The sequence below is a fragment of the Streptomyces sp. NPDC090021 genome (assembly GCF_044748225.1).
Classification (GTDB): domain Bacteria; phylum Actinomycetota; class Actinomycetes; order Streptomycetales; family Streptomycetaceae; genus Streptomyces.
Genome location: NZ_JBIVFO010000026.1, coordinates 15,444 through 39,662 on the forward strand (window position 1 = coordinate 15,444; position 24,219 = coordinate 39,662).

Below are 24,219 nucleotides of genomic sequence, written 5' to 3' on the forward strand. Positions count from 1 at the left end.
GGGCCCCTGCGCCTCGAATGCCGGCGGGGTTGGAGGGGGGCTGCCCCGGGCCCCCGCGCCTCAGATGCCGGCGGAGCTGGATAGGCGGCTCCGTTTCGGGCCCCTGCGCCTCGAATGCCGGCGGGGTTGGAGGGGGGCTGCCCCGGGCCCCCGCGCCTCAGATGCCGGCGGAGCTGGATAGGCGGCTCCGTTCCGGGCCCCCGCGGCTCGATCGTCGGCGGGGTTGGAGGGGCGGGGTGTTGCCTTCGGGCTGCTGCGGCTCGAATGCCGGTGGGGCTTTGCTTCCGGCTTCTGGGCGTCGGGTGGCGGTGCGGTCGGGGGCGTTATGGGAGCGGGCCCTGGATCTCGACGGCTGCGCAGCGCCAGCGGAGGTCCGGGCCCTGTTCGAGGCGGAAGGCCATGGCCGTCACGCGGTCGCCGGTGGCGATGCGGGCGAAGGCCTCGATGACGCCCGGGCCGGGGATGAAGCGGCCGCACCGGCGGACGACCGGGCGCAGGCGTTCGCGCAGGGGGTCCGCCGGCGCCAGGGTGACCAGCTGCTGGTAGGCGGGGCCGACGGTGTGGCCCAGGAGCGAGTGGACCGGGCGCATGCCGCTGATCACCGCCAGCAGGCGTTCGGCGAACCAGTGGTGCGGGCCGAGGTGCGGCGGGCGCCCCGGACCCCTCGCCCCGGTGGGCCCCTCCCGCCCCTCCCGCCCCGCGGGCGGCGCGGGAGGGGCCGGGCGGCGCTGGTCGCGCCGGCCGGCGGGGCGGGTTCCGGAGCGGCCCGCGGGGCGGCGGCGGCCGCCGTTGCTGCCGATCGTGCCGCGCGTCGTGGTGTCCATCGAGATCTGCCCCCGAACAGGCCGGGCCCGGAGCGGTACCGGGCGGTAACTTGATGGGGACCTTCTACGGTCGGCGAACACGCTCCGCAACCGGCGGCCGGCCCCCGCCCGCGGCCCGCCGGGTTCACCTATCCGAGTGCGCGGCCCACCACCGGCCGGGCGGGGCGGCCGGGCGCCGGGGCAGCCGGTGGACGGCCCTCCCGTGGGCCGTGGCAGCCCGATGGGGTACGGCGGCCGTCACCCTGCCGGACCCCGGCCGGCCACCTCCGAGTCGTATCCTGGGTTGGTTTCCGACTACCGAAAGCAGCCGGCCATGCGCGTGTACGTCCCCCTGACCCTCCCCGGGCTCGCCGAGGTGCACAAGGCGGGTGAGCTGGGCCCCGCCCCGCTGCGGGCGTACGCCGTCACCCCCGGCCTGCGCGAGTGGTACGTCTCGGACGACATCGAGGAGCTGGAGTACGCGGCCCTGGGCCGGGCCGCGGCCGCCTCGCTGCGGCTGCTCGCCGCCGACCCCGGCGCACCCCGCCGTCGCGTCGTGGTCGCCCTCGACGTCGACGACAAGGCCGCCACGGCCTCCCCGGGCGTGGACGAGGCCACCCTCGGCCAGGTGAGCCTCGCCGCCGCGGTACGGCTCACCGTGGCCGCCGCCGTGCACGTGGACGCCGACGACGCCGAGGAGGACGTCGCCGCCGCCGCGCTGGCCCTGCCCGCCGCCGACGGCGGTGACGAGGACGCGCGGTTCACCGTCGACGGGGCCGATGACCACGAGCTGCTCTGGTTCGGCGTCCAGGAGATCCCGGGGCTGCTGAAATGACGCACACGAACCACCTTGTCTGGGACTGGAACGGCACCCTGCTCCACGACATCGACGCCGTCATCACCGCGACGAACGCCTCCTTCGCCGAGCTCGGGTTCGCGCCGATCACCCTGGAGACGTACCGCGAGCTGTATGTCGTACCGGTGCCGAAGTTCTACGAGCGCCTCATGGGGAGGCTGCCCACCGAGGAGGAGTGGCTCGTCATGGACGAGGCCTTCCACCGCCACTACTGGGCCGCCGCCGCGGACTCCGCTCTCGCCGAGGGCGCCCGGGAACTGCTCCGCGACTGGCAGTGCGACGGGCTCACCCAGTCCCTGCTGTCCCTCGCGCCCCACGACAAGCTCCTCCCGCTTGTGCGCGAGCACGGCATCGACGGGCACTTCCTGCGTGTCGACGGGCGGACCGGCCCCTCGCACACATCCAAGGCCGGACATCTCGTACGCCACCTGCAGGCCCTGGACCCGACGGGAGTGACCGCCGCCCGTACGGTCCTCATCGGGGACGCCGTGGACGATGCGCTCGCCGCCGCGCACGTCGGCGCCCGCGCCGTCCTCTACACGGGAGGTTCGCACAGCCGCCGCAGTCTGGAATCAGCCGGAGTACCGGTCGTGGACAGCCTGGCCGAAGCCGTTCTGACAGCTCGCGAGCTGGCCGAATAGCGACTGGACAGGCCGCTGCACGGACGGCCTGCCACGTCGCTGGCCAGAGTGTCAAAGTTCCACCCCAAGATTTGTACAGATGCAGTGAATGACGACTTGGGGGTAGGTCGGGATAGCCTTGTACCCGTGATCAGCGCGATATCCCTCGGGGGCACTGGAGCCTCCGTCCTGCGCCCGGCGTACGACAGTGCCCGGGCCATCGCTGATCGCCGCCACCGGGACCTCCTGCCGATCTTGGCTCATTCCCTCCCGGTCGGCTCTCACGACGGCATAGCGTCGGCCCAGAACGGACACCCCGCCTCGCGGCGCTACGCCATTCCTTCCTTCACCTACGTCACGCAATGGCGCGCGACAGGAGCCAGAGGACATGCAGACCAAGCTGGACGAAGCAAAGGCCGAGCTGCTCGCACGGGCGGCCCGGGTAGCTGAGCACAGCCCGGCCGGGGGGCTACTTCCGACTGGGTCCGAGCAGGGAGAGCGGCCGGACCAGGACACCGTCCTCTCCTACCTCCAGCGCTACTACCTGCACACGGCGCCCGAGGACCTCACGGACCGCGACCCGGTCGATGCGTTCGGAGCCGCGCTCTCGCACTACCGGCTGGCCGAGAACCGGCCGCAGGGCACCGCGAACGTACGCGTGCACACCCCCACGGTGGAGGAGAACGGCTGGACCTCCAGCCACTCCGTCGTGGAGGTCGTCACCGACGACATGCCCTTCCTCGTGGACTCCGTGACGAACGAGCTGTCCCGCCAGGGCCGCGGCATCCACGTCGTGATCCACCCGCAGGTCGTCGTCCGCCGTGACATCACCGGCAAGCTGATCGAGATCCTCGGTCCCGACTGCGACGCGCACGGTCCCCGCACGGCGCGCCCCCACGACTCCCTCGTCGAGTCCTGGATCCACGTCGAGATCGACCGCGAGACCGACCGCGCCGACCTCAAGCAGATCACCGTCGACCTGCAGCGCGTCCTGTCCGACGTCCGCGAGTCCGTCGAGGACTGGGAGAAGATGCGCGAGGCCGCGCTGCGCCTCGCCGAAGGCCTGCCCGACGAGCCCACCGCCCCGGACCTGCGCGAGTACGAGCTCGAAGAGGCCCGTGAGCTGCTGCGCTGGCTCGCCGACGACCACTTCACCTTCCTCGGCTACCGCGAGTACAACCTCGTCGACGGCGACGCCCTGTCCGCCGTGCCCGGCACCGGCCTCGGCATCCTGCGCTCCGACCCGCACCACAGCGGCAAGGAGGACGGCCACCCCGTCTCGCCGTCCTTCAACCGGCTGCCCGCCGACGCCCGCGCCAAGGCCCGCGAGCACCGCCTGCTGGTGCTGACCAAGGCCAACAGCCGCTCCACCGTGCACCGCCCCTCGTACCTCGACTACGTGGGCGTGAAGAAGTTCGACGCCGCCGGCAACGTCGTCGGCGAGCGCCGCTTCCTCGGCCTGTTCTCCTCCGCCGCGTACACCGAGTCCGTGCGCCGCGTGCCGGTCATCCGCCGCAAGGTCGCCGAGGTCCTGGAGCGGGCCGGCTTCTCGCCGTCCAGCCACGACGGCCGCGACCTGACGCAGATCCTGGAGACCTACCCGCGCGACGAGCTGTTCCAGACCCCGGTCGACCAGCTCCAGTCCATCGTCACCTCGGTCCTCTACCTCCAGGAACGCCGCCGGCTGCGGCTGTACCTGCGCCAGGACGAGTACGGGCGCTACTACTCGGCGCTGGTCTACCTGCCCCGCGACCGCTTCACCACCGGTGTGCGGCTGCGCCTGATGGACATCCTGCGCGAGGAGCTCGGCGGTATCAGCGTCGACTTCACCGCCTGGAACACCGAGTCGATCCTCTCCCGCATCCACTTCGTCGTCCGCGTCCCGCAGGGCACCGAGCTGCCCGCGCTGACCGACGGCGACGTCGAGCGCATCGAGGGCCGCCTCGTCGAGGCCGCCCGCTCCTGGGCCGACGGCTTCGACACGGCCCTCAACGCCGAGCTCGGCGAGGAGCGCGCCGCGGAGCTGCTGCGCCGCTACGGCAACGCCTTCACCGAGGGCTACAAGGCCGACCACTCGCCGCGCTCCGCCGTCGCCGACCTCGTGCACCTGGAGAAGCTGCGCGGCAGCGACAAGAACTTCGCGCTGTCGCTGTACGAGCCCGTCGGCGCGGGCCCCGGCGAACGCCGCTTCAAGATCTACCGCGCCGGTGAGCAGGTCTCCCTGTCCGCCGTCCTGCCCGTCCTGCAGCGCCTCGGCGTCGAGGTCACCGACGAGCGCCCGTACGAGCTGCGCTGCGCCGACCGCACGACCGCGTGGATCTACGACTTCGGTCTGCGGCTCTCGGCGGGCGACCTCGGCGACGACGCCCGCGAGCGTTTCCAGGACGCCTTCGCGGCCGTCTGGAACGGCCAGGCCGAGAACGACAACTTCAACACCCTGGTGCTGAGCGCCGGTCTGACCTGGCGGCAGGCCGTGGTCCTGCGCGCGTACGCCAAGTACATGCGCCAGGCCGGCTCCACCTTCAGCCAGGACTACATGGAGGACACCCTCCGCAACAACGTCCACACCACCCGGCTGCTGGTCTCGCTCTTCGAGGCCCGGATGTCGCCCGTCCGCCAGGCCGCCGGCAGCGAGCTCGTGGACGCGATGCTGGAGGAGCTGGACGGGGCCCTGGACCAGGTCGCCTCGCTCGACGAGGACCGCATCCTGCGGGCCTTCCTCACCCTCATCAAGGCCACCCTGCGCACGAACTTCTTCCAGCTCGACGCCCAGGGCGAGCAGCACGCCTACGTGTCGATGAAGTTCGACCCGCAGGCCATCCCGGACCTGCCGGCGCCCCGCCCGGCCTTCGAGATCTGGGTGTACTCCCCGCGCGTCGAGGGCGTCCACCTGCGCTTCGGCAAGGTCGCCCGAGGCGGCCTGCGCTGGTCCGACCGCCGCGAGGACTTCCGTACGGAGATCCTCGGCCTGGTCAAGGCGCAGATGGTCAAGAACACCGTCATCGTGCCGGTCGGCGCCAAGGGCGGCTTCGTCGCCAAGAACCTCCCCGATCCGTCGGTGGACCGCGACGCCTGGCTCGCCGAGGGAATCGCCTCGTACAAGATCTTCATCTCGGCGCTGCTCGACATCACCGACAACATGGTCGCCGGCGAGGTCGTGCCGCCGCGGAGCGTGGTCCGGCACGACGAGGACGACACCTACCTCGTCGTCGCCGCCGACAAGGGCACCGCGACCTTCTCCGACATCGCCAACGGCGTGGCGGAGTCCTACGGCTTCTGGCTCGGCGACGCCTTCGCGTCGGGCGGCTCGGCCGGCTACGACCACAAGGGCATGGGCATCACCGCCCGCGGCGCGTGGGAGTCCGTCAAGCGGCACTTCCGCGAGCTCGGCCACGACACCCAGACCCAGGACTTCACCGTCGTCGGCGTCGGCGACATGTCCGGTGACGTCTTCGGCAACGGCATGCTGCTCTCCGAGCACATCCGCCTGGTGGCCGCCTTCGACCACCGCCACATCTTCATCGACCCGACCCCGGACGCGGCGACCTCGTACGCCGAGCGCCGGCGCCTGTTCGAGCTGCCGCGGTCCTCGTGGGCGGACTACGACACCTCGCTGATCTCGGCGGGCGGCGGCATCCACCCGCGTTCGGCCAAGGCCGTCCCGGTCACCGCGCAGATGCGCGCGGCCCTCGGCATCGAGGCCGGCGTCACCAAGATGACCCCGGCCGACCTGATGCAGGCCATCCTCAAGGCCCCCGTGGACCTGGTGTGGAACGGCGGCATCGGCACCTACGTCAAGGCGACCTCCGAGACCCACGCCGACGTCGGCGACAAGGCCAACGACGCCATCCGTGTCAACGGCTGCGACGTGCGGGCGCGGGTCATCGGCGAGGGCGGCAACCTGGGCCTGACCCAGCTCGGCCGGATCGAGTTCGCCCGCAGCGGCGCCGGCGGCGAGGGCGGCAAGGTCAACACCGACGCCATCGACAACAGCGCGGGCGTGGACACCTCCGACCACGAGGTGAACATCAAGATCCTGCTCAACGCGGTGGTCGCCGACGGCGACATGACCGTCAAGCAGCGCAACAAGCTGCTCGCGCAGATGACCGACGAGGTCGGCCACCTGGTCCTGCGCAACAACTACGCGCAGAACACCGCGCTGGCCAACGGCTCGGCCCAGGCGCCCAGCCTGCTCCACGCCCAGCAGCGCTTCATGCGCCGCCTGGAGGGTGCCGGACTGCTCAACCGCGAGCTGGAGTTCCTGCCCACCGACCGGCAGATCCGCGAGCTGCTCAACAACGGCAAGGGTCTGACCCAGCCGGAGCTGGCCGTGCTGTTCGCCTACACGAAGATCACGACGGCGGACGAGCTCATCGCCACCGGGCTGCCGGACGACCCGTACCTGCGCCGCCTGCTCTTCGCGTACTTCCCGGCGGTCCTGGGCGACAGGTTCGCCGAGCAGATCGACACGCACGCGCTGCGCCGCGAGATCATCACGACGATCCTGGTCAACGACACCGTCAACACCGGTGGTTCGACCTTCCTGCACCGTCTGCGCGAGGAGACCGGCGCCTCCACGGAGGAGATCGTCCGGGCACAGCTCGCGGCCCGCGAGATCTTCGGCCTGGCCGAGGTGTGGGACACGGTGGAGGCGCTCGACAACAAGGTGGCCGCCGACGTCCAGACCCGGGTGCGCCTGCACTCGCGCCGTCTGGTCGAGCGCGGTACCCGCTGGCTGCTCAACAACCGGCCGCAGCCGCTGCAGATCACCGAGACCATCTCCTTCTTCGGTGAGCGGGTGGCCCAGGTGTGGGCGGAGCTGCCGAAGCTGGTGCGCGGCGCGGACCTGGAGTGGTACCAGCTGGTCATGGACGAGCTGACCGGTGAGGGCGTGCCGGAGGAGCTGGCGGCGAAGGTCGCCGGATTCTCCTCGGCCTTCCCGACGCTGGACATCGTCGCGATCGCGGACCGGACGGGCGTGGACCCGCTGGGTGTCGCCGAGGTGTACTACGACCTCGCCGACCGCCTGGACATCACGCAGCTGATGGACCGCATCATCGAGTTGCCGCGGGCCGACCGCTGGCAGTCCATGGCCCGCGCGTCGATCCGCGAGGACCTGTTCGCGGCGCACGCGGCCCTGACCGCGGACGTGCTGGCGGTGGGCAACGGCGCGTCGTCTCCCGAGGAGCGCTTCACGGCGTGGGAGGAGAAGAACGCGGCGATCATCGGGCGGGCCCGGACGACCCTGGAGGAGATCCGGGGCTCGGACGACTTCGACCTGGCGAACCTGTCGGTGGCGATGCGGACGATGCGGTCGCTGCTGCGCGCGCACAGCTGATCGGCTCCGCGCAGCCGGACGGGCCGGGCCCGGGACCGAAGTGGTCCCGGGCCCGGCCCGTTCGTGTTCCGTCCTGTGATGTCCGCGGGTGCGGCGCCATTGCGGGGGCTCCGCCCCCGGGCCCCCGCGCCTCAAGCGCCGGCGGGGCTGGGAGGGCGCCTCGATCGCCGGCGGGGCTTCAGCGGGTGGAGGCTTCGTAGGCGGCGCAGACCTCTTCCGCCGGGCCGTCCATGCGCAGGACGCCCGAGTCCAGCCAGATCGCGCGGTCGCAGGTCTCGCGGACGGTGTTGATGGCGTGGCTGACCAGGAAGACGGTGCCGGCGCGCTCGCGCAGTTCCTCGATGCGGGCCTGGCTGCGCCGCTGGAAGGCGGCGTCGCCCGTGGCCAGTGCCTCGTCGATCATCAGGACGTCGTGGTCCTTGGCGGCGGCGATGGAGAACCGCAGCCGGGCGCCCATGCCGGAGGAGTACGTGCGCATCGGCAGGGAGATGAAGTCGCCCTTCTCGTTGATGCCGGAGAAGTCGACGATCTCCTGGTAGCGCTGGTGGATCTGCTGCCTGGACATGCCCATCGCCAGGCCGCCGAGGATGACGTTGCGTTCGCCGGTCAGGTCGTTCATCAGGGCGGCGTTCACGCCCAGCAGGGACGGCTGGCCGTGCGAGAAGATCCGGCCGCGGGCCACCGGCTGGAGGCCGGCGATGGCCTTCAGCAGGGTGGACTTGCCCGAGCCGTTCGAGCCGATGAGGCCGATGGCCTCGCCCTCGTACGCGGTGAAGGAGACGCCCTTGACCGCGTGCACCTCGCTCATCCCGGGGGTGGGCCGGCGGGAGAAGATCCGGCTGAGGGCGGCGGTGGCGCCGCCCTTGCGGGCTCCGGCGCCGTGGACCCGGTAGATGACGTGGACGCCGTCCGCGATCACGGTGGGCACCCGGGTGCCGGTCTTCGTCGTGGTGTCAGCCACGTCCGTACGCCTCCTCCGCCTTCCAGAAGTAGATGAATCCGCCGACGCCCGCGAGCAGTGCCCAGCCGACGGCCAGCGGCCACACGTGGTGCGGGAGGGCGTGGGCGGGGAAGCTGTCGATCAGCGCGAAGCGCATCAGGTCGATGTAGACGGCCGGGGGGTTGGCCTTGAGGGCCGTCAGCACCCAGTGCGGCAGGTCGTTCTTGCCGAGCATCTGGTCGATGGACCACATGACGCCCGAGGAGTACATCCACGTCCGCAGGACGAACGGCATCAGCTGGCTGACGTCGGGACTCCTGCTGCCGATACGGGCCATGACCATGGCGCAGCCGGCGGCGAAGACGGCCGTCAGCAGGAGCGCCGGCAGGGCCAGGAGCCAGGCCGGTCCGGGTCGCTGGCCGAAGGCGAGCAGCAGGATGACCAGGGCGGCCATGGAGACGAGCAGCTGCTGGAAGAGCTGTACGACGGTGGAGATGGGCAGGCTCGCGCGGGGGAAGTGCAGGGCGCGGACCAGGCCGAGGTTGCTGTGGACGGCGCGGGTGCCGGCGTTGACGGAGCTGCTGATGAAGTCCCAGACGAAGATGCCGGTGATCAGGAACGGGACGTAGTCCGGCACGCCGTGGCTGGCCTTCAGGACGAGGCCGAAGATGAAGTAGTAGACCGCCGCGTTGAGCAGCGGCGTCACCAGGTGCCAGACCTGGCCGAGCCGCGCCGTGCTGTACGTGGCCTGCATGCGGGCGGTCGCGTAGGCGCTCACGAAGTGGCGGCGCTGCCAGAGCTGCGTGAGGTAGCGGGGGAGCGGGGGGCGGGCGCCGCTGAGCGTGAGGCCGTGGGCGGCGGCCAGCCGGGCGAGTTCCGCGGAGGTGGCGGGAGCCGGTGCGGGCGCGGGCGTGGATGCGGTCGCGGTGGTCACTGGGTTCGCTTTCGCTTTCGACGTAGGTCGGGACGGGTCCGTATCGTCGCTACGGCGAGGTTAGGGCGTCGTGCGATGGAACGCAACCGTATCGTCGTTACGGGGCGCAGCTATGCTCTGTGCATGACCACGGACCCCGCCCCCTCCGCCGCCGCCCCCGCCCGCCGTGCCCCGGCCGGTGCCGCCGTCCTGCGCGAGGACGTGACCGAGGCGATCCGCGACGCGGTGCTGGAGGAGCTGGCGGCGGTCGGCTTCTCCCGGATGTCCATCGAGGGCATCGCGCGGCGCGCCGGGGTCGGCAAGACCGCCGTGTACCGGCGCTGGAAGTCGAAGCTGCACCTGGTGCTGGACCTGGTCGGCGCCTTCGCGGTGGACGGCCTGCCGGTCCCGGCGACGGGCTCGCTGTACGGCGACGTACGCGCCCTGCTGGAGGTCATGTCACACGTGCTGCGGCACCCGGTGGCCTCGGCGGTGATCCCCGACCTCCTGGTCGAGGCGTCCCGCAACCCGGAGATCGCGGACGCGGTCCGCGGTGCCCTCCTGGACGGCCAGCACCGCATGGCGCAGGGCATCGTCGCGGACGCCGTCGCCCGTGGCGAACTCCCGGCCGACATCAGCCCCGACCACGCCCTCGACCTGCTGATCGGCCCGCTCTACTGGCGCCAGGTCGTCGTCCGCGACGCGGTCACCCCCGCACACCTCGACGCCCTGGCCCGCCAGGTGGTGGCAGGCCTGAAATCGGCCGCCGGCCCGGCGTGACGGGTGCCCCGGCCGCCTCGTGGACGCCGTTTCGCCGCGGCGGCGGCAGTGCCGCCCCGGCTCCGACTACGGCCAGACGTGGGCCAGGGCCGGTTCCGGGGTGGTGGCCGGTGGGGGTGCGGGGGTCGGGTGGCGGTCCGGGAGGGGGACGATCGGCGGGGTCGGGGTGGGCTGGCCCAGGAAGACCCGGCGCACCACCCGCTCCGCCGCGTGGCCGTCGTCGTAACCGCAGAAGCGGGCGCGGAACGCTCCGCGCAGCTGCGCGGAGCGCGAGCCCTGCCAGTGCCCCGTGGTGAAGATGTCCACCAGCTCGTCCTGGGTGCGGGCGATCGCGCCCGGCGGGCGCGAACGCAGGTCGAAGTACGTGCCCCTGGCGGCCTCGTACGCCTCCCAGTCGTCCGCGTGGATCACGATCGGCCGGTCCAGCGCCGCGTAGTCGAACATCAGGGACGAGTAGTCCGTGACCAGCGCGTCCGAGGCCAGGCAGAGCTCCTCCACCGAGGGGTGGGCGGAGACGTCCAGCAGGCGCGGGTGGGGCTCCCACGTGCGGTCGGCGCCCGCGTACGTCAGGTGCGTGCGGACCAGCACCGTGAAGCGCGGGCCCAGCTCCTGCAGGAGCCGCTCGAAGTCCAGGTGGTCGGGCCGGCTGCGGCGGTAGTCGCGATGGGTGGGCGCGTACAGGATCGCCGTCGAGCCCGCCGGGATCCCCAGCCGCTCGCGCAGCTCCAGCACGTCCGAGCGGGTCGCCCGGTGGAAGACGTCGTTGCGCGGGTAACCGTATTCGAGGGTCGTGTAGGAGGACGGGACCGCCTTCTCCCAGACCAGCGTGGAGTGCCGGTTGGAGGAGAGCAGGTAGTCCCACTGGTCGGCGCCGCGCAGCAGGCCCGCGAAGTCCGTGGTGGGGGTGGCCGCCGGCCGGTCCTGGAGGTCGAGGCCGACCCGCTTGAGCGGGGTCCCGTGCTGCGTCTGCAGCAGGATCTGGCCGGGCCGTTTGACCAGCGCACGGTCGAAGTTGACGTTCGTGACCAGATATCCGGCCCGGGCCAGGGCGCTCCAGTACGCCGCCGAACCCGGCCGCAGCGCCACCGTCTCCCGCGGGAGCGTGGCCGCGTGCGCCGGGTCGCAGATCCACGCCGTCCGCATCCGGGGCGCCAGTTCCCGCAGTTTGGCCTCGATCGCCGCCGGGTTGCAGGCGTAACCGCCGTGCCAGTACGCGGAGAAGACCGCGAGTTCCGGGCGCAGCGGCAGCAGCCGCTGGATCCGGTAGTGCAGCCGCAGCGCGGACTCCTGCAGGCCCCGGCCCAGCGCCGAGGCGGCCCGGCCCAGCACCCGCCCCGCCGAGCGCAGCACCGACAGCAGCCGGTAGCAGCGCCGGGCGCCCAGCCGCATCAGGGCGTGCCGGATCCGGTCGGTCCGCGACAGGGACAGCGGCGGCGAACTGCGGGCACCCGGGTCGCGGTGGCGGCGCAGCATGTCGGAGGCGCGCGCGAAGAACTCGGCCCGGCTGGCGCGCGGGAGGCGGCGCGTGTCGGAGTGGACGGCGCAGAAGTGCTCGGCCATCCGGCGGTGCAGGGTGGAGTGCCAGCGCTCCAGCTCGGGGCGCCCGGCGAGGTGGCCGAAGACCCGTTCGTACTGGTCGAAGATCTCCAGGTGGCGGGGGGTGGAGGTGGTCAGGATCGACCCGGTGCGCCGCTGGCGGTAGTGGACGCAGACCCGGTCCAGCACGGCGACCGACTCCGCCGCCAGCAGCGCCGCATAGGTCCAGGGGGTGTCCTCGTACAGTCCCGGCGGGAACGCGAGGCCCTCGCGTTCGACGTACTCGCGGCGGTACGCCTTGTTCCACACCACCATCAGCATCGAGAGCAGGGCCGGGCGGTCGGCGAGCCGGAAGCTGGCCGGGCCCTCCTCGGACAGCCGGTGCGAGAGCCGGTTGCGCACCACTTCCCCGGACCAGTAGGCGCGTGCGTAGTCGTAGATCAGGACGTCGGGGGAGCCGGTGGCCTTCAGCCGGTCGGTGAGGGCCTGCAGGGCGCCCGGGACGAGGGTGTCGTCGCCGTCGAGGAAGATCAGGTAGTCGCCGGTGGCCCGGGCCAGGCCCGCGTTCCGGGCCGGGCCGAGCCCCAGGTTCTGCGCGAGGTGCACCGGGGTGACCCGCGGGTCGCGGGCCGCGTACTCGTCGATGATCGAACCGCAGGCGTCGGGGGAGGCGTCGTCGACCGCGATCAGTTCCAGGTCCGGGCAGGACTGCGTCAGGACCGAGTCCAGACTCTCCCCGAGATAGGCCTGGACCTTGTACGCGGGCACGATGACGCTGAACCGGGGCACGGGACATCCAGAAGTCGGCGCGGGTATTTCGCCCAGGAACCCCCGCCGCGGCGATCGGGTTACGCAGCGTGTGGCATTCGGGTCACGGAGCGTCAACCCCGCATGCGGGGCCGGGCCGCCACGGGCAGCGGGCCGCCGGGCCGGGCCGGGCAGCGCAGGGTCGTGCCGGGCGGGGTTACTTGACCGCGCCGGCCATCACCCCCGTGACGAACTGCCGCTGGAAGGCGAAGAAGACGACGAGCGGGACCACCATCGACAGGAACGCGCCGGGCGCCAGCACGTCGATGTTGTTCCCGAACTGCCGTACCTGCTGCTGCAGCGCGACCGTGATCGGCGGACGCGCCGAGTCGGCGAAGACGAGCGCCACGAGCATGTCGTTCCACACCCACAGGAACTGGAAGATGCCGAGCGAGGCGATCGCCGGGCCGCCCAGCGGCAGCACCACCCGTGTGAACAACCGCAGTTCACCCGCACCGTCGAGACGGGCCGCCTCCAGCAGCTCGCGCGGGATCTCCGCGAAGAAGTTGCGCAGCAGGAACACCGCGAAGGGCAGCCCGAAAGCGGTGTGGAAGAGCACCACGCCCGCCGTGGTCTCGAACAGCCCGATGGTGCCGAAGAGTTCCGAGACCGGGATCAGCGCCACCTGCACGGGGACGACGAGCAGTCCGACGACGACGAGGAAGAGCCAGTCCCGGCCGGGGAACTCCAGCCAGGCGAAGGCGTATCCGGCGAACGCGCCGAGGCCCAGCACGAGCAGGGTCGCCGGCACCGCGATAGCGAACGTGTTCAGCAGCGAGGAGGTGACCGTCTCGTTGGCCAGGAGCCGCTCGTAGTTCTCGGCGGTCAGCCGCGAGGGCGCGCCGAACACCTGCCACCAGCCGCCGTCGTTCAGATCGGTCGGGGAGACGAGGGAGGAGACCAGCAGGCCCAGGGTGGGCAGCAGCCAGAAGAGCGCCGCCACGACCAGGAAGACGCGCACGGCCCCGCCGGCCAGCCGGCCGGCGGCCCGCCCGGCCCACGGAACGGTACGCGGGGCCGGCGTCGCGCCGGCGCCGGACCGGGTCATCGGGCCCCCTCCTTCCGCAGACGGCGGATATTCACGAGCATCACCGGAATCACCAGCACCAGCAGCAGCACGGCGATGGCGCTGCCGAGCCCCGGATCGGCGTCGGTGCCGAAGGACGTCCGGTACAGCTGGAGCGCCAGCACGTTCGCGTCGTCCTGGACCGCTCCCGGCGCGATCACGAAGACCAGGTCGAAGATCTTCATGACGTTGATGACGAGCGTGACGAGCACGACCGCCAGCAGGGGAGCCAGCAGCGGGACGGTGATCCGGCGGAACACCTGCCACTCGGTCGCCCCGTCCACCCGCGCCGCCTCCAGCAGCTCGCGCGGTACGGCCGCCAGCCCGGCCCCGATCAGCACCATCGCGAACCCGGCCCACATCCACACGTACGCCCCGATGACCGCCGGGGTGACGAGCGCCGGGCCGAGCCACTGCACCCCGCCGTACGCCTCCCGGAAATTGACCGCGGGCAGCCGCAGCAGGGCGCCGTCGGCCTTCTCGGACAGGGTGAAGGTGCCGTCGGCCCGGGCCGTCGCCGCATCGACGACCCGGCCGTCCCTGACCGCCTCGATCCGCATCCCGGCGAAGCCCTGCTCGCTCGGGTCGATCACGTTCGTCACGCCGCCCCCGCCCCGGGTGAAGTCCTGCCAGACGGTGCCGGTGACCTTCCCCGCAGCGGCCGCCGCCGTGCCCGCCGTACGGGTCCCCTCGGGCAGCGCCTCCGGCGCCACGCCCACCAGCGGGAGCAGCACCGGCACCCCGGCGCGCACCGGCTCGCGGGTCACGAAGGCGCCCCCGCCCGCGTCCGCCAGCGGAGAGTCACGGCCCGGCCGGGCCTTGGGGAAGGCCGAGGGCTGCGCGAAGGTGTCGTGGACGCCGACCAGGACTGCGTTGGCGACGCCCCGATCAGGGTCGTGGTCGTAGACGAGCCGGAAGATGATGCCCGCCGCCAGCATCGAGATCGCCATCGGCATGAACACCAGCAGTTTGAACGCCGTTCCCCAGCGCACCCGTTCGGTGAGCACGGCGAAGATCAGCCCGAGGGCGGTGGCCGTGGCCGGGGCGAGCACCACCCACACCGCGGTGTTCTGCAGGGCGGTGCGGATGCCGTCGTCGGCGAAGATCTCCCGGTAGTTGTCGCCGCCGACGAACACCTCGCCGGAGCGGTCGAAGAAGCTGCGGTAGAGGGAGTAGCCGATCGGCTGCACGACGAGCGCGCCGAGCAGCACGAGGGCCGGCAGGAGAAACGCCACCGCCACCAGGCGGCGGCGCCGTGCCCCGGCGGACGGGCCGTGCGCGGCGGGGGCCGTCACGGGATCAGTTCCCGTAGGCCTTGGCCGCGTCCGCCTCCAGTTTCGCCTGGGTGCCCGCCACGTCCGACGGGTTCGCCAGGAAGTCCTGCAGCGCCTTCCACTCACCCGCGCCCGGGGTCCCGCCGAAGGCCGCCGGTGCCTGGTCCGACATGTCGAAGCGGAAGTCGTCGCCCGCCGCGATCAGCGATATGGCGATACCGCGCTGGATGTCGTTCGGGTACACCGCCGGGTCGACCGACTTGTTCGGCGAGAGGAATCCGCCCTCGCGGGCCTGGATCTGCGCCGCGTCCGGCGATGCCAGGAAGGTCAGCAGTGCCTGCGCCCCCTTCGACGGCTTCAGCGCGACGGCCACGTCACCGCCCGAGACCACCGGCGCCTTCGCCCCGACCGCCGGGAAGGGGAAGACGAGGGCGTCCTCGCCGATCTTCGCCTCGGTCTGCGCGATGTTCACCGCGACGAAGTCGCCCTCGAAGACCATCGCGGCCGCCGGCCGGTCGCCGCCCGTGAAGGTCTGCGTCACCGACTTCGGGAACTCGGTGGCCAGCGCCCCGCTCGTGCCGCCCGCCAGGAAGTCCTTGCGCCCGAACAGCTCGCCGAGCGTGGTCAGGGCCTGCCCGACGCTGTCGTCGGTCCACTTGATCTCGTGCTTGGCCAGCCGGTCGTACTTCTCCGGGCCCGACTGGGAGAGGTAGATGTTCTCGAACCAGTCCGTGAGGGTCCAGCCGTCCGCGCCCGCGACCGAGACCGCCGGGGTGCCCGACGCCGACAGGGTGTCCGCCGCGGTGATCAGTTCCTTCCAGGTCTTCGGCGGCTGGACGCCCGCCGCCTCGAACGCCTTCGCGTTGTACCAGATCAGCGACTTGTTGGCGGCCTTGTAGTAGATGCCGTACTGGGTGCCGCCGACCGAGCCCAGCGACCTCCAGCCCGCGGAGTAGTTCTTGTCCAGCTGTGCCTGGGCCTCCGGGCCCACCGGCTGCGCCCACTTGTTCTGCACCGCCGAGACCAGCGCCCCGACCTGTGGCAGCAGCGCCACGTCCGGCGGCGCCCCGCCGGCGATCTTCGTGCCGAGGAAGGTGACGATGGGGTCCTGGGCCGGGACGAAGGTGACGGTGGCGCCCGTCCGCTTCTCGAACTCCTTCAGGACCTTGGTGAAGTTCTCCTGCTCGGGCCCCGTCCAGACCGCCGCGACCTGGAGTTTCTCGCCGTCCAGCCTCGGTAACCGCACCCCGGGCGAGGATGTGGCGCCCTGTGGCGGCCGGGGCTCCTTCCCGGCGTCGCCGCCGCACGCGGTCAGCGCGAGAGCGCCCGCCGCGGCCAGCGCCGCCCACCTGAGATGCGTACGGCTCGTTCCGTGCTCGCGCATGGCTCTGCCCCCGATACCCGTGGTGTGTCCCGGACCACAAGGTCTACGCCGACCCGCGCGGCCCCGCAATACCGCCTCGCGGTGACGGGCGCGAGCGGCCGGGCCGCTCAGGGAGCCGGCGGGAACAGCACGGGTATCGCCGAGACCAGGTGCGCGGCCCGGTCCAGGGCACTGGCCAGCAGTGCGAGGTCGGTCGGTCCGTTGCCCAGCTCGCGTACCGGCCGGCGGGCCGGCGGATCGCCCATCCGCTCCCACTCCACGGGGACCACCGTCGGCCGCAGGGTCGCCGTCCGGGGGATCCGCCCGGTGACCCGGCCGGCCTGGAAGGGCACCGTACGGCCGTCCGCGAACCGCAGCACGCCGCGGCCGGGCCCCGGCTGGTCCGGCGCCTCCAGCTCCACCCGCAGGGCCGCCATCCGGGCCGGACCGGTGTCGGCCGTACGGTCCGGGCGGGAGGTGCTCGCCACCAGGTGCACGCCGAGCCGGGCGCCGTCCCGGGCCACCGCCTCCAGCGCCCGGACCACCGAACCGGCGGCGGGGCGGCCCGCACTGCCCAGCCCGGGCGCGACCAGCGCGTCGAGGTCGTCCACCAGCACCACCAGGCGGGGCAGCGGGCTCGGGCCGACCGGATCCGTACGGGTGGCCGCGGCGCGCAGCCGGAGCGTCCCCGTCCGTACGGGCTCGCCCTGGCCCGCCCGGCCGTCGGCGCCGCCGTCGCCGCGGACCTCGCCCGGGGCGGGCCGGCGGGGCGCCACCATCCGGCCGGACACCTCGCGCTGCGCGTGCCACTCGGCGAAGGGCACGCCGTCCAGCAGTTCGGCGCGCCGCTTGAGTTCCGCGCCCAGAGCCTGCGCGAACTCCCGCATGCGCAGCGGATCGGAGGCGACCAGGTGGGCGGAGACGTGGGGGAGCTCGGTGCAGGGCAGCAGGCCGTCGCCGCGCTCCCCGCCGGCCCCGTCGAGGAGGACCAGCCCGAGCCGGTCGGGCCGGGCACCCGCGGACAGGGACGCGGCCACCGACCGCAGCAACTCGGTCCGCCCGCTCCCGGCGGGGCCCTCGACGACCAGGTGCGGGCCGTCGTGGACCAGCTCGGTGCCGACGGGGCCGCGCCGTCCGCTGCCGAGCACGATCTCGGCCAGCCCGCCCTGCCCCTGGTCGGTGGCGGCCGCCCAGCGGGCCATCAGGGAGGCCGGAGTGGCCCGGGCCAGCCCCAGCTCGTCCAGCAGCCGTGCCGTGGCGGGCAGCGTGGCGGCCGTGGGACGGCTCGGCCCGCCGGCACTGCCGTCGGTGGGCCGCAGGGGTGCCAGCGCCCGGGCGAACCGCTCGGCCCAGGCCGTGGAGACGGCGTCGCAGACGGCCGTGGCGCCGGAGGGGACCGGCCGGCCGCCCCGGACCTCGAAGGTCCGTACGGCCGTGGCCACGTCCCCGCTGAGGAGGGCGACGGCGCCGCAGTCCCGGAAGGCCGGGACGGCCGCGCAGGCGGTCTCGTAGGTGTCGCAGACGGGGGAGGCGGCGGTGGCGGCCGGGGCCTCGGCGAGCGCCAGGACGTGGATCCCGGCGGCCGGGCCGTGCGAGGCGAGCCGGCCGGTGATGTCGCGCAGCGCGCCGGTTCCGGGGTCGCCGTCCAGGACGAGGAGCGTGTACGGGCCCGTGTGGGCGTCGGCCGCCTCGCGGATCTGCTCGGCGGGGGCGCTCGCCCAGTGCGCGCCGAGCGGGCCGTCGTCGAGGCGCCGGGTCAGCTCGGCGGTGCGGGCGGCGGCCTGGTCGCGGTCGTACGCGAGGAGCAGGCGGCAGTCCTGGCCGTGCGCGGGCCGTACGTGGGGCAGCCAGCCCAGCCAGGCCCAGTCGCGCCGCCGGTCGGCGAGCGGACGGGCCCGGTCGGCACTGACGAGCACGATCTCCAGCTGTCCCGGTGCGTGCAGCCCCGCGAGCTGCGCCACCACCCAGCGGGCGGCCCCGGACAGCCGGGGCCGCGGGCCGGCGATGCCGAGGGCGCCCACGGCCGACAGGGACACCCGGCTCCCGACGCCGAGCCCGACCTCCAGCGGCGCGGCGCGGCCGGCCCGCCCGGACGTACGGGACCACAGGCGGCCGGTGGGGCCCATCGCGGCCAGCAGCAGCGCGGCCGGGTCGTCGGGGTGGGGCGCGGCGGCGGTGATCACGGTCTCCGGCAGGGCCTGCGGGGCGTCCTGCCCGCGCACCCATTTGCGGGCCCAGGCACCGAGGCCCCTGCGGCGGCCCGAGCCGGGCCGGGCACCGTCCGGTCCGGTCGCGTCGGGGGCGCCGGAGGGGCCGGGGGAGCCCGGGTGGGCCGCGCCGGTCGCACCCGCCGGCCCGTACGGACCGGTGGCGTCCGCGGGCGTGCCGGTGGCGCCCGGTGGTGTGCCGGGGGCGGCGCCCGGCACGGGCGGGGCGTACGCTCCGGGGCCGGCCGGACCGCGGGCACCCGCCGCCGTCCCGGGGGCGTCGGGGAAGGCGCCGGTGGGGCCGTCGGGGCCGTCCGGGGCGGTGGGTGCGGTGGGGGCAGCGGGTGCGGCGAGGGCCAGGTGGCCCTCCTGGTCCGGGGTCACCGGCAGCGAGGGCGTGCCCGCGGGCGCCAGCCGCAGGGTGGACTCGCCGACCCGTAGCAGGGCCCCCGGGGGCAGGGCGACCGGCTGGGCGCCCACCGGGGAGCCGTCGAGGGTGGTGCCGTTCGTGGAGTTCAGATCGGCCACGGCGATCCGGCCGTCGTGGACCATCGTCACCGCGCAGTGCATGCGGGAGACGTCGGGATCGTCCAGCGGGACGTCGGCGTCGCCGGACCGGCCCACCCGGATCTGCCCGCCGTGCAGCAGGTGCACCCCGCCCGCGTCGGGTCCGGCCACGACGTGCAGCTGGGGTGCGCCGAGACCGTCCTCGGGCAGTACGTCCGGCATCGGCGCGTTCAGCGCCAGCACCGCGCCGTCCACCAGCGGCGGCTCGCCCAGCACCCGCCGCTGGAGGTCGAGGCGCTCGGAGCCCGCGTACAGCACGACCGTGCCCCCGGTGTCGGGGCCGCCGACGGTGGCCGCGAGCCCGGAGGCGACCGCGGCCAGCGCGGTGCCGACGGGCGCGGTGACGAGCACGTCACAGCTCGCCGGGGCGGTCGCGGCCTGGTGGCCGCTGCGCGACCCGAGGACGGTCAGTCGGATCTGCATCGCCGTCAGCGGTCCCTTCTGCGCGGTGCGCGGTGTGTGCGCCCGGCAGGGGACCCGTGACATGACTGCCCGATCGCCCCCCGCCCGGCACGGACGCGTCGTCCGGTCAGGTCTGCCCGGAAGGCGCGGCTCCCGTCCCGTGCCGTTCCGTACGGGTGCATCCTCGCACCTGTCGCGGACAACACGCCCGGTACCCGGCAAGAAATGATCTTGATCTGTCGCGGGGTGCGCCGGGGCCCGGCCGAATCCGGACCGCGAGCGGGGGAAACAAGGTGAAAATCGCCTCCGGCATACCCCGAGGACGTCACCCTCCGTACATATGTACGGCAACCAACCTCCGGGGACCCGCGTCTTCCCGGGGGACACCCCCTAGAGTGGGCCGGAAAACCACTCGACGGATCGACCACAGCAGACGACAAGCAGGGGAGCGCGAGACGTGCGGCCAGTCGGCAGTAAATACCTGCTCGAGGAGCCGCTCGGGCGCGGCGCCACGGGTACCGTCTGGCGTGCCCGCCAGAGGGAGACCGCCGGTGCGGAGGCGGCCGTCGCGGGACAGCCCGGCGAGACCGTGGCCATCAAGGTCCTCAAGGAGGAGCTGGCCCAGGACGCGGACATCGTCATGCGCTTCCTGCGCGAGCGCTCGGTCCTGCTGCGCCTGACGCACTCCAACATCGTGCGCACCCGCGACCTCGTCGTCGAGGGCGACCTGCTCGCCCTGGTCATGGACCTGATCGAGGGCCCTGACCTGCACCGGTACCTGCGCGAGAACGGCCCCTTCACGCCGGTCGCCGCGAGCCTGCTGACCGCCCAGATCGCCGACGCGCTCGCCGCCAGCCACGCGGACGGCGTCGTGCACCGCGACCTGAAGCCCGCCAACGTGCTCCTCGACGAGCGCGGCGGCCAGATGAAGCCGATGCTGACCGACTTCGGCATCGCACGCCTCGCCGACTCCCCGGGCCTGACCCGCACCCACGAGTTCGTCGGCACCCCGGCCTACGTCGCCCCCGAGTCCGCGGAGGGCCGGCCCCAGACCTCCGCCGTCGACATCTACGGCGCCGGCATCCTCCTCTACGAGCTGCTCACCGGCCGCCCGCCGTTCGCCGGAGGCACCGCGCTCGAAGTGCTCCACCGCCACCTCAGCGAGGAGCCGCAGCGCCCCTCGACCGTGCCCGAGCCGCTCTGGACGGTCATCGAGCGCTGCCTGCGCAAGGAGCCGGACGAGCGCCCCAGCGCGCTGAGCCTGGCCCGCGCCCTGCGCGTGGTGGCCGCCGGCATCGGCGTGCACTCCTCGGCCGCCGACGTGGAGGCCGCGCTCGGCGTGGGCGCCCTCCTCGCGCCCGACCCCTCGCCCGCCCCGGTCCCCGAGACCCCCGGCGCCGCGGACCCCACCCAGGTACTGCCGTCCGGGGCGGGCTCCCCGGCGGGCGCCTACGACCCGAACGCGATGACCAGCGTCATGCCGCCGGTCGGTGCCGCCGACGCCACCTCGGTGCTGCCCTCCACCGCGGGCCCCGGGGCCGACCCGACCTCGGTCATGCCGCCCGTGCAGCAGCCGGACGCGCCGCACCCGTGGCAGAACCAGATGCGGGCCGCCCGCGACCGCAACGAGCAGACGCAGATGCAGTACCTCGACCCGGAGGACGACCCGCTGCGCCGCCGCCCGCAGCGCCAGGCGCCCCCGCCGCCGCAGCACCGGCCGCAGCAGCCGCCGCAGTACCGGCAGGGACCGCCGCCGCAGCAGCAGTACCAGCAGCCGCAGTGCCGCCAGCCGCCGCAGCCGCCGCAGTCGCAGCAGCAGTACGCGCCTCCGCCCCCGCCGCCGCAGCACTACCAGCCGCAGCAGCGCCAGCCCCAGCAGTACCAGCAGCCGCAGCAGCCCCAGTACCGGCAGCCGCAGCAGCCCCAGCAGCCCCAGCAGGCCCCGCCGCAGCCGCCGGCCCCCCGGGAGCCGCGTGAGCCGCGCCGCCGCAGCGCCAACCCGGTGCGGATCCCCGGCCTCGGCTGCCTCAAGGGCTGCCTGGTGCTGATCCTGGTGTTCTTCGTGGCGGGCTGGCTGATCTGGGAGCTCACCCCGCTCCAGGAGTGGGTGGGTACCGGCAGGGGATGGTGGGACCAGGTCTGGGCCTGGGGCTCCGGAATCGTCGACTGGGTCACCACGATCGGGGACTCGGCGAGCTCGGGCTCCTCGGGTTCCGGCTCCGGCACCCCCTGAGGAGGGGCCCGTAGCGACGACTTCGTGGATTTGTCGACATCCAGGACGTGATTTCGCCCCCGGAAGTGAAGGTCGTCGCGAATCGGGCCCCCTGCCGGACTCCGAAGCCCGCCGGGCCGCGTAGCTTTGGGGCGTACGCCAGCCACTGAGGGAGCAGTCGTGGCACGGAAGATCGGCAGCCGGTACACCGCGCACCAGATCCTGGGGCGCGGCAGCGCGGGCACGGTGTGGCTGGGCGAGGGGCCCGAGGGGCCCGTCGCCGTCAAACTCCTGCGCGAGGACCTCGCGTCCGACCAGGAACTGGTCGGACGCTTCGTCCAGGAGCGCAGCGCCCTGCTCGGCCTGGAGCATCCGCACGTCGTCTCCGTCCGCGACCTCGTCGTGGACGGCAACGACCTCGCCCTCGTCATGGACCTCGTCCGCGGTACGGACCTGCGCACGCGGCTCGACCGCGAGCGCCGGCTGGCGCCCGAGGCGGCCGTGGCGATCGTCGCGGACGTGGCCGATGCGCTGGCCGCGGCGCACGCGGCGGGGGTCGTCCACCGCGACGTCAAGCCGGAGAACGTCCTGCTGGACATGCAGGGCCCGCTCGGGCCGGGCGGTTCGCACCCGGCCCTGCTGACCGACTTCGGCGTGGCCAAGCTGATCGACTCCCCGCGGCGGGCCCCCGCGGGCCGGGCCACCGCCTCGGCGACGCGCATCATCGGCACCCCGGACTACCTGGCGCCGGAGATCGTGGAGGGGCTGCCCCCGCGCGCGGCCGTCGACATATACGCCCTGGCCACCGTCCTGTACGAGCTGCTGGCCGGATTCACGCCCTTCGGCGGGGGCCACCCGGGCGCGGTCCTGCGGCGGCACGTGACCGAGACGGTCGTCCCGCTGCCGGGGATCCCGGACGAGCTGTGGCAGCTCATGGTGCAGTGCCTGGCCAAGGCCCCGGCCTCGCGGCTGCGGGCCTCGGAGCTGTCGGTCCGGCTGCGCGACCTGCTGCCGATGCTGGCCGGGATGCCGCCGCTGGACGTGGACGAGCCGGACGACGCGGAGCCGGAGCCCGCCGCCCCGGAGGAACCCTCCGCCGACCCGGTGCGGCGGCGGAGCGTGGTCCCCCTGGTGCCGGGGTCGGCGACCGACTCCAACCGGGACACCCACACCTCGATGCGGGTGCCCGGGCCGGACGAGCTGTCGGGCGGGGCGCTGGGCACGGCCCGCGTGCCGCGCCCGGCCGGCGGGCACCGGCCCGGCTCGGCCCGGCACCGCGCCGAGGCCGCCCGCAAGCGGCGGCTGACTCTGTCCGCGGTGGCGGTGGCCCTGGCCGCCGCGGTCGGCCTGGGCAGCTGGCTGGCCCTGTCGGGGGGCGACGAGCCGAAGCCCCGGCAGGACAACAAGCAGTCGGGCCCCCGCCACCCGTAACCCGTCCGCGGCGCCGGGTGCCGGGGGCGCCGCTCCCGGACCCGCGCGCCTCAAACGCCGGCGGGGCTGGATTTCCCGGCCCGGGAGGGACTACACCGCGGCCAGCTCCGGGTGCCAGCGCCGTGCGACGGCCGGGTGGGCGCGCACCCATCCCTTGAGTTCGTTGCGGCCGTACTCGGCGTGCAGCGGGTTCGACGCGTCGTGCGCGACGCCGGGTGCCGAGCGCAGGTAGTCGCCCGGGACGGTGTCGATCACGGCGTCCAGCCGCGGGTTGTAGAAGAACGGCACCGAGAACCGCTCCACCGCCCCGGGCGGGCTGACCACCCGGTGGTCGGTCGCCGTCAGGTAGCCCTCGGTCGCTATCTCCAGCAGTTCGCCCAGGTTCACCACGAAGGCCCCCGGCATCGGCGGCACGTCCAGGTAGCCGCCGTCCCGGACCACCTGCAGGCCGCCCACCGAGTCCTGCAGCAGCAGCGTGAGGAAGCCGTAGTCCTTGTGCGCCCCGACCCCCTGGTCGGCGCCGGACGGGGCCGACCCCGGGTAGCGGATCAGCTTGGTGTGCAGGTGGGGGCGGTCGGCGAAGGCCTCGTCGAAGAAGTCGGCCGGCGCGCCGATCGAGACCAGCAGCTCCTGCAGGAGGCGGTGCGCCACCGCCGCCAGGCGGGACTGCCAGTCGAGGACCACCGTACGGAGCTCGGGGAGGGCGGCCGGCCACTGGTTCGGGCCCTCCAGCCACAGGTACGCCGGGTCGTCGGGGCCCACCTGCGGCGCCGGGCGCTCCGCGCCGACGTCCAGCTGGTCGCGCCAGTCGGAGGCGCCGCCGGTCAGCTCGTGGCCGATGCGGGTGTAGCCGCGGAAGTGCGGGGAGTTCAGGTTGCTCACGGCGAGCCGGTCGGCCTCCGGGAGGGCGAAGAAGGCCCGGGTGACCTCCAGGATGCGGGCGCTCTCGGCGGCGGTGACGCCGTGCCCGGTCAGGTGCAGGAAACCGGTGTCCCTGGCTGCCGCGTGCAGCTTCTTCAGGAATTCGGCCCGCTGGGCCGGGTCGTCGGCCTGGGAGAGGTCCAGGACGGGGAGAGAGTGCGCGGACGGCATGACGGCTCCGTT

At 73.6% G+C, this 24,219-nt stretch carries 15 protein-coding genes; 6 read left to right on the forward strand and 9 right to left on the reverse strand.

Annotation, left to right across the window (positions count from 1 at the left end; translation table 11 throughout):
- Positions 1-323: 323 nt before the first annotated feature.
- On the reverse strand, positions 324-824 hold the full coding sequence (locus tag ACIPXC_RS21335) for an Rv3235 family protein (RefSeq protein WP_401620427.1): 501 nt from the start codon (positions 822-824) through the stop codon (positions 324-326).
- Between the two features lie 313 nt (positions 825-1,137).
- Here ACIPXC_RS21335 and ACIPXC_RS21340 point away from each other — a divergent pair, with 313 nt between their 5' ends.
- The 3 genes from ACIPXC_RS21340 to ACIPXC_RS21350 all read left to right on the forward strand — a co-directional run bounded on the left by ACIPXC_RS21340 (position 1,138) and on the right by ACIPXC_RS21350 (position 7,617).
- The gene (locus ACIPXC_RS21340) at positions 1,138-1,638 is read left to right on the forward strand and encodes a DUF6912 family protein (RefSeq protein ID WP_401620430.1); all 501 of its coding nucleotides are present in this window, start codon (positions 1,138-1,140) and stop codon (positions 1,636-1,638) included.
- Positions 1,635-2,300: an HAD family hydrolase gene (locus ACIPXC_RS21345; RefSeq protein ID WP_401620433.1), complete on the forward strand. Its 666-nt coding sequence runs from the start codon at positions 1,635-1,637 to the stop codon at positions 2,298-2,300. The genes ACIPXC_RS21340 and ACIPXC_RS21345 overlap by 4 nt, the downstream gene beginning before the upstream one ends.
- 367 nt (positions 2,301-2,667) lie before the next feature.
- Entirely contained in the window at positions 2,668-7,617 is a 4,950-nt protein-coding gene (locus tag ACIPXC_RS21350) for an NAD-glutamate dehydrogenase (protein ID WP_401620436.1), read from the forward strand.
- A 178-nt stretch (positions 7,618-7,795) separates the two neighbouring features.
- Here ACIPXC_RS21350 and ACIPXC_RS21355 read toward each other — a convergent pair whose 3' ends face one another.
- Positions 7,796-8,578 carry an ABC transporter ATP-binding protein gene (locus ACIPXC_RS21355; protein ID WP_401620439.1) on the reverse strand — a complete coding sequence of 261 codons (783 nt, stop codon included), beginning with the start codon at positions 8,576-8,578 and terminating at the stop codon, positions 7,796-7,798.
- Positions 8,571-9,491 carry an ABC transporter permease gene (locus ACIPXC_RS21360; RefSeq protein WP_401620442.1) on the reverse strand — a complete coding sequence of 307 codons (921 nt, stop codon included), beginning with the start codon at positions 9,489-9,491 and terminating at the stop codon, positions 8,571-8,573. The genes ACIPXC_RS21355 and ACIPXC_RS21360 overlap by 8 nt, the downstream gene beginning before the upstream one ends.
- Before the next feature lie 123 nt (positions 9,492-9,614).
- Between ACIPXC_RS21360 and ACIPXC_RS21365 the strand changes: the two genes are divergently transcribed.
- A complete protein-coding gene (locus ACIPXC_RS21365) occupies positions 9,615-10,250 on the forward strand; it encodes a TetR/AcrR family transcriptional regulator (RefSeq protein ID WP_401620444.1) in 636 nt (211 codons plus the stop codon).
- A gap of 66 nt (positions 10,251-10,316) precedes the next feature.
- Here ACIPXC_RS21365 and ACIPXC_RS21370 read toward each other — a convergent pair whose 3' ends face one another.
- The 5 genes from ACIPXC_RS21370 to ACIPXC_RS21390 form a co-directional block, all read right to left on the reverse strand.
- Positions 10,317-12,575: a CDP-glycerol glycerophosphotransferase family protein gene (locus ACIPXC_RS21370; RefSeq protein WP_401620447.1), complete on the reverse strand. Its 2,259-nt coding sequence runs from the start codon at positions 12,573-12,575 to the stop codon at positions 10,317-10,319.
- A 175-nt stretch (positions 12,576-12,750) separates the two neighbouring features.
- A complete protein-coding gene (locus ACIPXC_RS21375; RefSeq protein WP_401620450.1) occupies positions 12,751-13,641 on the reverse strand; it encodes a carbohydrate ABC transporter permease in 891 nt (296 codons plus the stop codon).
- Positions 13,638-14,954, reverse strand: a complete 1,317-nt coding sequence (locus tag ACIPXC_RS21380; protein WP_401620453.1) for a carbohydrate ABC transporter permease — start codon at positions 14,952-14,954, stop codon at positions 13,638-13,640. Before ACIPXC_RS21380 ends, ACIPXC_RS21375 begins: the two co-directional genes overlap by 4 nt.
- 4 nt (positions 14,955-14,958) lie before the next feature.
- Complete coding sequence (locus ACIPXC_RS21385) at positions 14,959-16,317, reverse strand: ABC transporter substrate-binding protein (RefSeq protein WP_401620456.1); 1,359 nt, start codon at positions 16,315-16,317, stop codon at positions 14,959-14,961.
- Positions 16,318-16,424: 107 nt separating this feature from the next.
- Entirely contained in the window at positions 16,425-19,493 is a 3,069-nt protein-coding gene (locus ACIPXC_RS21390) for an FHA domain-containing protein (protein WP_401620459.1), read from the reverse strand.
- Positions 19,494-19,929: 436 nt separating this feature from the next.
- On the opposite strand from ACIPXC_RS21390, the gene ACIPXC_RS21395 reads away from it, so the two are divergent.
- Complete coding sequence (locus ACIPXC_RS21395) at positions 19,930-21,705, forward strand: protein kinase (protein ID WP_401620462.1); 1,776 nt, start codon at positions 19,930-19,932, stop codon at positions 21,703-21,705.
- Between the two features lie 159 nt (positions 21,706-21,864).
- On the forward strand, positions 21,865-23,115 hold the full coding sequence (locus ACIPXC_RS21400) for a serine/threonine-protein kinase (protein ID WP_401620465.1): 1,251 nt from the start codon (positions 21,865-21,867) through the stop codon (positions 23,113-23,115).
- 90 nt (positions 23,116-23,205) lie between these two features.
- Here the strand turns inward: ACIPXC_RS21400 and ACIPXC_RS21405 are convergent, their stop codons facing one another.
- Positions 23,206-24,207 (reverse strand): isopenicillin N synthase family dioxygenase, encoded by a 1,002-nt coding sequence (locus ACIPXC_RS21405; RefSeq protein ID WP_401620468.1) that lies wholly within the window; start codon positions 24,205-24,207, stop codon positions 23,206-23,208.
- Between the last annotated feature and the right edge of the window lie 12 nt (positions 24,208-24,219).

Bases quoted from the DNA above. Each gene is read 5' to 3' on its own strand.
- ACIPXC_RS21385 (WP_401620456.1), bottom strand. From the start codon at position 16,317: ATGCGCGAGCACGGAACGAGCCGTACGCATCTCAGGTGGGCGGCGCTG.
- ACIPXC_RS21350 (WP_401620436.1), top strand. From the start codon at position 2,668: ATGCAGACCAAGCTGGACGAAGCAAAGGCCGAGCTGCTCGCACGGGCG.
- ACIPXC_RS21390 (WP_401620459.1), bottom strand. From the start codon at position 19,493: ATGCAGATCCGACTGACCGTCCTCGGGTCGCGCAGCGGCCACCAGGCC.
- ACIPXC_RS21365 (WP_401620444.1), top strand. From the start codon at position 9,615: ATGACCACGGACCCCGCCCCCTCCGCCGCCGCCCCCGCCCGCCGTGCC.
- ACIPXC_RS21375 (WP_401620450.1), bottom strand. From the start codon at position 13,641: ATGACCCGGTCCGGCGCCGGCGCGACGCCGGCCCCGCGTACCGTTCCG.
- ACIPXC_RS21335 (WP_401620427.1), bottom strand. From the start codon at position 824: ATGGACACCACGACGCGCGGCACGATCGGCAGCAACGGCGGCCGCCGC.
- ACIPXC_RS21345 (WP_401620433.1), top strand. From the start codon at position 1,635: ATGACGCACACGAACCACCTTGTCTGGGACTGGAACGGCACCCTGCTC.
- ACIPXC_RS21340 (WP_401620430.1), top strand. From the start codon at position 1,138: ATGCGCGTGTACGTCCCCCTGACCCTCCCCGGGCTCGCCGAGGTGCAC.
- ACIPXC_RS21405 (WP_401620468.1), bottom strand. From the start codon at position 24,207: ATGCCGTCCGCGCACTCTCTCCCCGTCCTGGACCTCTCCCAGGCCGAC.